The organism is Arthrobacter sp. TB 26 (assembly GCF_000427315.1).
Classification (GTDB): Bacteria; Actinomycetota; Actinomycetes; order Actinomycetales; family Micrococcaceae; genus Arthrobacter.
The window spans coordinates 1-7,502 of record NZ_AUPJ01000062.1 but is presented as its reverse complement, the minus strand read 5'-3'; the positions used below and the strand labels follow the sequence as shown (position 1 = coordinate 7,502).

The 7,502-nt window shown below is 66.2% G+C and carries 7 protein-coding genes and 2 pseudogenes; 3 read left to right on the top strand and 6 right to left on the bottom strand.

The annotated features are described in order from the left end of the window. The 4 genes and pseudogenes from K789_RS0101175 to K789_RS21950 form a co-directional block, all read right to left on the bottom strand. A partial coding sequence (locus K789_RS0101175; RefSeq protein ID WP_024365149.1) for a GH1 family beta-glucosidase occupies nucleotides 1–1,458 on the bottom strand: 1,458 nt, incomplete at its 3' end. A gap of 133 nt (nucleotides 1,459–1,591) precedes the next feature. After that, nucleotides 1,592–1,981 carry a hypothetical protein gene (locus K789_RS0101170; RefSeq protein ID WP_024365148.1) on the bottom strand — a complete coding sequence of 130 codons (390 nt, stop codon included), beginning with the start codon at nucleotides 1,979–1,981 and terminating at the stop codon, nucleotides 1,592–1,594. 63 nt (nucleotides 1,982–2,044) lie between these two features. Next, on the bottom strand, nucleotides 2,045–2,413 hold the full coding sequence (locus K789_RS0101165) for a J domain-containing protein (protein ID WP_024365147.1): 369 nt from the start codon (nucleotides 2,411–2,413) through the stop codon (nucleotides 2,045–2,047). Between the two features lie 113 nt (nucleotides 2,414–2,526). After that, a pseudogene (locus tag K789_RS21950) lies at nucleotides 2,527–2,954 on the bottom strand (Hsp20/alpha crystallin family protein). A 166-nt stretch (nucleotides 2,955–3,120) separates the two neighbouring features. Here K789_RS21950 and K789_RS0101155 point away from each other — a divergent pair. Next, a complete protein-coding gene (locus tag K789_RS0101155; protein ID WP_024365146.1) occupies nucleotides 3,121–3,414 on the top strand; it encodes a MerR family transcriptional regulator in 294 nt (97 codons plus the stop codon). 93 nt (nucleotides 3,415–3,507) lie between these two features. Here K789_RS0101155 and K789_RS0101150 read toward each other — a convergent pair whose 3' ends face one another. Continuing rightward, nucleotides 3,508–4,290, bottom strand: coding sequence for a phosphatase PAP2 family protein (locus tag K789_RS0101150; protein ID WP_024365145.1), 783 nt, complete (start codon nucleotides 4,288–4,290; stop codon nucleotides 3,508–3,510). 123 nt (nucleotides 4,291–4,413) lie between these two features. Here K789_RS0101150 and K789_RS0101145 point away from each other — a divergent pair, with 123 nt between their 5' ends. Both K789_RS0101145 and K789_RS0101140 read left to right on the top strand, forming a co-directional pair. Then, nucleotides 4,414–5,514, top strand: a complete 1,101-nt coding sequence (locus tag K789_RS0101145) for a DNA alkylation repair protein (RefSeq protein WP_024365144.1) — start codon at nucleotides 4,414–4,416, stop codon at nucleotides 5,512–5,514. Between the two features lie 191 nt (nucleotides 5,515–5,705). Next, nucleotides 5,706–5,915: a hypothetical protein gene (locus K789_RS0101140; protein WP_024365143.1), complete on the top strand. Its 210-nt coding sequence runs from the start codon at nucleotides 5,706–5,708 to the stop codon at nucleotides 5,913–5,915. Between the two features lie 154 nt (nucleotides 5,916–6,069). On the opposite strand, the pseudogene manD reads toward K789_RS0101140, so the two are convergent. After that, a pseudogene (gene manD, locus K789_RS21945) lies at nucleotides 6,070–7,301 on the bottom strand (D-mannonate dehydratase ManD). Nucleotides 7,302–7,502: the final 201 nt, after the last annotated feature.

The following is a 7,502-nucleotide window of genomic DNA, read 5'->3' as shown; positions in this document are numbered from 1 at the left end:
GACCTCCGGGACGGGGTCCCGGTGTCGTGCAGCGAGAACCTCCTGGAGCCAGTAAAACGATGCCTTCTTGGTGCGCTGCTGGGTCTCGCGGTCCACGTGCAGCAGCCCGAATTGCTGTTTATAGCCGCCCGACCATTCGAAGTTGTCCATCAGGGACCACACGTAGTACCCGCGCAGGTCAACGGACTCTGCCGCGCCGCCGGGCGACGTCGCTTCGATGGCGGTGGCGATATGGTCCGCCAGGTAGCTCACCCGGCGTTCGTCGGGGATGATGAGCCGGCCTTCCGGGTCCCGGATCTCGAGGTCTTCGAAGCTCGCCCCGCCCTCGGTGATGTAGACCGGGGGAAGGCCGGGGTAGCGTTCGGCCATTTCCGCGAGCGCGACGGCCATGTACTCGGGTTTGATGGGCCAGCCGTACGCGGTGGTTTCGGTGTCCGGGAAGGACGCAATGTGGAACGGGGCGCCGGGCGCGGTGCCGCTCAGGTCATCGCCCATGGCCTCGGCCATCCCCTTGGGCACGGCGCCCTCACCCGGACCTGACGCCACCCGGGTCGGCATGTAGTAGTTGAGCCCGTAGAAGTCCAGCGGCTGGGAGATCAGCTTCATGTCCTCGCTGGACGGGCTGAAGGAGGAAAAGAAGGTGGCAGCGCGGATGGTGTCGGGGTACTTGCCGAGCAGAACGGGGTCCGCGTAAAGGCGGTTCTGGGCCATGTCCATCAGTCCGGCGCTGAGCTTGTCCAGCGGGTTGATCGAGGCAGGCACCATGGGCGAATAGACATTCGTGATCCCGATTTCGCCCGGCACGTTGGCGGCCCGGAGCGCCTGCAGCGACAAGCCGTGGCCCAGCAGCTGGTGGTGGACGCTCGGGAGCGCTTTGAGCATGAGCGCTTCGCCCGGCGCGTGCATCCCCAGCATGTAGCCGTTGGTGCTGACCGTGGCGGGCTCGTTGACCGTCACCCAGCGGGTCACCCGGTCGCCGTACGCGGCCGCGGCGATCGCAGCGAACTCGCCCAGCCGGTAGGCCGTGTCCCGGTTCATCCAGCCGCCGGCCTGGTCCAGCTCCAGCGGCGTGTCCCAGTGATACAGCGTGGCCATGGGCGCGATGCCGTTGGCCAGCAGCAGGTCAATCAACCGGTCATAAAAGTCCAGGCCCGCGGGGTTGACTGGACCGCTGCCGCCGGGCTGGATGCGTGACCAGGAGAAAGAAAACCGGTAGGAATCGACGCCAAGTTCCTTCATCAGGGCCACGTCTTCGGGCATCCGGTGGTAATGGTCGCAGGCAATTTCGGGGCTGTGATCCTCCACGATTGCACCGGGCTTGGCGGCGAAGTGGTCCCAGCCCGAGGGACCGCGCCCGTCCTCAGCCAATGCACCTTCGATCTGGAAGGCAGCGGTCGCCACACCCAGGGTGAAGCGCGGCGGCAGCAGGGCGGCAAGGTCCTTGGCGGATGCTCTCATCAGTGGATCCCCTATGTAGTTTCCGGCAGTTGACTGATTTTAGGCCGCGGCGCATCCCCGCGCCACGACCGGCGCCCGCGTGCCGGACCGGCCTGGCCCTGCAGAGCTTTTGCGGGAAGGCTCCTGCGGAGACTCAATACACCGATGTTTCAGGCCCGAACAAGAACTCCTTGGCGTGCGCCATGGCCTTCTTGAACGCGTCGTTCCGCAGGGCCAGGAGCTGTTCCGGCTCCTCAGCCGGCGGTTCCAGATAGCTCGTGCACCCCGGCCTGAGCACCCAGATGTCGCCGGCCGGCGGCAAATAGAAGACGCCGAAAGATCGGTGCTGGCTGTCATCGGCGGACCAGATGGGAACCACGGCCAGCGCGGCCCCGGTGTCGATATTGATCCACTGGGCCCGGGGCAGCGGTGCTTCGTGGGCCTCGGGGTCAAGGAACGGTGCTGTCCCCTCACCCCACCGGGCCTCGAACCGCTCGTGGAAGACCGGCAACAGCAGCGAATCGTAGCGGCGCCATGCGCTCATGGCTGCCCTCCTTCTCTTGTGTTTCGGGACCCGACGTGTCGTGGCCGGGTCCCGGCGCCCGCATCACTGCGGGCCCCGTTCCCACCGCACCGGAGTGACCCACAGCACGGGCGGCTTGTCCCGGTGGTAGCGCACAGGAATTTCCCGGCTTCCCGCGACGGTGCCGCCGGGACGTACGGGCTGGGAAGCGGGGTCGTACTCTGCCCGTGATTTCGGATTCCGCAGGACCGCGAACGACTCCAGGATGCGCCGCGCGTCCTCCCCGCTGTCGGGCAAGGCATCGGAGGACGCCTCGGGCAGAGCGCCCGAGGACGCTTCGACGTCGGGATGGCGGAGCCGCATCAGCGCCCGGAAAGCCCGGTGGATCTCGGCCGGCGTCGCATCCGGTGTCACGTCCAACGCGGCGTAGTAGCCGCGCGGGTCACGATTCATCGGCGCACTCCCCCTCCGAATGGACCAGGCGGGGACCAGACGGCGCCGGCTCCGGCGGGCACGGTCTGGTCCCCGGCATTCGTCGACGGCCGGACGCAATCCGCCCGCCGCAGCTACTTCCCGATCTCCTGCAACTTGTCCTGCGTATGAGTGATTTCAATCTTCCGCGGCTTGGCCTGTTCCTGTACCGGAATGCGGAGCGTCAGGACGCCGTCGGCGTAGTGCGCTTTGACCTTCTCGGTGTCCAGGGTGTCGCCGAGGATGAGTTGGCGGCTGAAAACGCCGCGTGGCCGCTCCGAGGCAATCAACTCAACGTTGGGCTGGGTCGGGTCGCGCCGTTCGGCCCGGACGGTGAGCACGTTGCGCTCAATGTCGAGGTCCACCGAGTCAACGTTGACGCCGGGAAGATCGAACGCGACGACGAATTCGCCGTCTTCCTGCCATGCGTCCATCGGCATGGCAGCNCCGGCCGTGCCGCCGTCCCGAAGACCTGCTGGGTCAGCCGGTCCAGGTCACGGAACGGGTCCGTACGCATCAACATCATTTCCCACTCCTTCATGCGAGAGTATTGTCCTTTTGATGTATCCAGCCACCCAGATTATCTGTGGTGGTGGATATAGATTTTTTATAACACCGGTGCGACACTGATGCAAGAGGAAAGGTGTTGGCACGCCGGAAACGGTGTCCGGGGACTGCAAAGGAGAACCGTGGCGGAACGGGGTCAGGAGCTGGGCGTCTACGCGATCTCCGTGGTGGCCCAATTGGTCGGGACCGGGCAGCAGAACATCAGGCTCTACGAGCGGAAGGGCCTGGTGACGCCGGACCGCACCGCCGGCGGAACCCGGCAGTACAGCAATGCGGATTTGGCGGTGTTGCGGCGGATCAATGAACTGCTGGAGGAGGGACTCAACCTGGCGGGTGTGGCCAAGGTCCTGGAGCTGGAGGCGGTCAATGCCCGGCTGCGGACCGAACTGGACCGTCTCCGCTCGCGCCGGACCTGAAACACTGAGCCCCCGTGTGACGTGAATGGCCGCAATCCGGGCCGCCTTTGCGACCATTTGTGGCAACTGGCCGGGCAAGTGCGGCCCGGCGGGCTAGGCCTGAGCGGTGTCGGCCTTCGAGAGTGTTCCGGTGATTTGCTCACCCCGGATGCGGGCAGTGCGCCAGGTGTCCAGTGCGATCACCCCGCCCAGGATCACAAACGAGATGGACAGCGAGGCCAGCGCATCGGTCAGCCAGTGGTAACCCAGGTACAGCCGGCTCACCGCGGCGAAAAAGATCCCGACGCCGGCCACGACGAAGGCCACCACGGCGGACGCGCGGTTGTGCCGGCGCGAGGCGATCAGGAAGGCGGTGACCAGCAGGAAGTCACAGGCACCCAGGACATGCCCGGACGGGAAGGAGAAGGTGAAGTCGGCGCCGAAGAGCATAAGGTCCACGGGCGGGCGCTGGCGCCCGATGGTGCGGCCGATGATCTGGGCAAGGATGACACCGGTGAGCATGGCGCCGGCGAGGAGCAGCGGCCGCCAGGCGTGCTTGGCCAGCAGTCCCCAGGCCACGGTCACCACCAGGATGATGATCGGCAGGGCAACGGGGCCGAAGATGATCGCGAGGATGATCATGACCGTCGTGAGCGGTTCGGACCGCAGGGTCAGGAGCCAGGTTCGGACCGGTTCGTCCCCTGCCGTGAGGCCGCCGTGCTGGAGGACGCCGGCAAGGATCGAGAAGAACAGCACGGCGCCAACGATCATGAGCCCGACGGCGATCCTGTACAGGTTCCTCCGGTCCTGCACGCTCATGTAGCGTTCCTCCACCACGAACTTGTCGTGGAAGACGCGCCACCGGCCGGGCGACTTCCCGGTTTTTTCTACTGACATTCCCGAATCCGCCTCTGCACCGTGTGTGGACATTTCCTTCGTGAAGAATATCCCGGTTCCGGCTCGGGGGCGCCTGGGGCTGCCCGGCAGGTCCCGCGAACCTTCCGCCGGTAACCTGAAGAAATGGGCGTCATGAATGAACTGATCAACCCGCGCGTCGTGGGCGCGCTGGAGCGGATCCTCGCCGAGGCTTCACCCGGCCTCCGCTTACCCCACCTTGCCGAAACGGCCGGGCAGCTCGACGAACTGAGCCTGCGGGAACGCACCGACCTTCTGAGCGGTGCCATGCTCGCTGACCTGCCCGGGGACTACGCAGAGGCTGCGGCCATCTTCCGCCGGGCACTGGCGGACCCGGACTGTGCCGGCTGGATGATTTGGCCCGTGAGCGAGGCAGCTGTCACCCTCGCCTTGGCCCGGACAGGGCCCGGCGATTTCGAGGACTGCCTGTCGCTCCTCGCTGAGCTGACGCCACGGCTCACCGGTGAATTCGCGATCCGGCGGCTCCTCGCCGCCGATCTGGACCGGGCATTGGCCGTCATCCAGGGCTGGACCTCCCACCCGGACTGGCATGTCCGCCGGCTTGCCAGCGAGGGCACCCGGGCATACCTGCCATGGGCGATCCGGGTTCCGGAGATCACGGCCCGGCCCGCCGCCACCCTGCCGATCCTCGATGCCCTGTACCGTGACCCGGTCGAGGACGTCCGACGCTCAGTGGCCAACCATCTGAACGACCTGTCCCGCCATGCCCCCGATGAAGTGGTTGCCGCCGCTGCCACGTGGATGGCCGCCCCGGACGCGAACACGCCCAAGGTGGTCCGCCACGGCTTGCGGACCCTCCTCAAGAAGGCCCACCCGGGCGCACTGGAGCTGTTGGGCTTCCCGCCGGCGTCGCTCGCCGTGACGGCGCCCAGGCTGGACCGCGCCGTCGTCGAACTGCCCGGGGAGCTCTCCTTCGATTTCGAGGTCTCCAATACCGGGCCGGCGCAGGCGCGCCTTGCCGTCGACTACGTGGTGCATTATGCCAAGGCCAACGGTTCCCGGGCAGAGAAGGTATTCAAGCTGGGAACGGCCGTCCTCGGGCCGGGCGAAGCCAGGACCTTTTCGAAGCGTCATGCGTTCCGCCAGATGACCACCCGGGTCCACCACTCCGGCGGCCACGCACTGCAGCTGCAGGTCAACGGCGTCCGCTATCCGGAGACTGGGTTCACGGTTGTGACCGGGTGACCACACTCACGGCAGCGACGCCGGCGGCGAAGGAACCGCAGGTCAACGGCGCGCGGAAAGTGCCTGCCGAATTACCGGTCCGGACCGGCCCGGTTGGACCCGGCGCGGTGATTTGACGGCGCTATAAATATGACGTTATTGTCGCTTCAATCATTGGGGCCGAGAAGTGAAACCCAAGAAGGAACAGAACGATGACCACAGCAACTGAGTGCATTGAGATCCAGGTGGACAGCCGCCACGTCCTTGACGAACGGCTCGACGACGCCGTACGTGGCCTCCAGCGGATCGCCATGGCCACCGGGACGCACGGAATCCTGATCACGCGGCACAAGCCCGGCCACTACACGGCAGCGCTGTCCGATCAGGTCCCCTTCGGCATGACCCGGGAACTCATTCACTGATCCCGGCACACCTTGAGCGGCCGTCAGCAGCACTCGCCTGACGCGCAACGAGCCAGGTCCCGGGCGGATGAGCATCGAATCCCGCCCGGGACCTTTTTTGTCGCGGGTTTTGTGCCCGGACGTTCAGGCCGGAACCGTCACCAGTCGTGGCCGATCACCAGTCATGGACCGTTCCGTCGACGAGGCGGTTGTAGGGCAGGTAGGCCTGCTGGTAGGGGTAGGCCGCGGCGGCTTCTTCGTTGAATTCGACGCCGATGCCGGGCTTATCCCCGGGGTGCAGGTACCCGTCCACGAACGTCATGGACTGCTCGAAGACCTCGTTCGTTTTGTCTGAGTGCTGCATGTATTCCTGGATGCCGTAGTTATGGATCGCCAGGCCGACGTGCAGCTGCGCGGCGAACCCGACCGGGGAAATGTCCGTGGGCCCGTGGAACCCGGACTTGATCTGGTACTGCGCGGCGAAATCCATGACCTTCTTCAGCGGCGAGATCCCGCCAAAATGCGTGGACGCGGCCCGGACATAGTCGATCAGCTGTTCCTTGATCAGCGTCTGGTAATCAAAGACGGTGTTGAAGATCTCCCCGATCGCCAGCGGCGTGGTGGTGTGCTGCCGGACCAGGCGCAGCGCTTCCTGGTTCTCCGCCGGGGTGCAGTCCTCCAGCCAGAACAGGTCATACGGCTCCAGCGCCTTGCCCAGCTTCGCGGCCTGGATCGGGGTCATCCGGTGATGCCCGTCGTGCAGCAAAGGCAGCTCCGGACCGAATTCGTTCCGGACCGCCTCAAACACGCCGGGCAGGTGCCGCAGGTACGCCCGGGTGTCCCAGTCCTCCTCCACCGGGAACGCGCCCCGGCNCCCGCCGGCTCGTAGTCGTACCGCTCCCCCGAGGCCTGCGCCTGCGCCGCAACGCCGTACACGGCCTTGATCCCCGGCACCGCCGTCTGGATCCGCACCGACTTGTAGCCCAGCTCCAGATGCTCCCGGACCGAATCAAACAACGACTCCAGATCCGCACCCGAGGCATGCCCGTAGGCGCGCAGCCCGTTCCGGGACGCCCCGCCCAACAGCTGATACACCGGCATCCCGGCCAGCTTGCCCTTGATATCCCACAACGCCATGTCCACCGCGGCAATCGCGGCCATCGTCACCGGACCCCGCCGCCAGTACGAGGACCGGTACAGGAACTGCCACGTGTCCTCGATCCGGTGCGGGTCCTTCCCGATCAGCAGCTGCGCCACATGCTCCTTCAAATACGCCGCCACCGCGAGCTCACGCCCGTTCAGGGTCGCATCCCCAATCCCGGTCACACCATCCTCCGTGGTAATCCGAAGGGTCACGAAGTTGCGCGACGGGCTGGTCACAAAGACTTCCGCAGCAATGATTTTCACAGTTGGTCCAGGCTTTCTGTGTCGGTGTGTAGTGGATGGTGGTGGAGGCGGACGGCCGGGCCGGCTTAGCGTTGGGTGGTTCCGCTGGGCGTGGCCCCCAGCAGCGCGAGCTCGCCCCGGCGGGGCAGTCCTTCCCAGTCACCGACGGTGCTGACCGCGAAGGCTCCGGCGAGGGCGCCGCGCTGCAGGCGGCCGGCCACG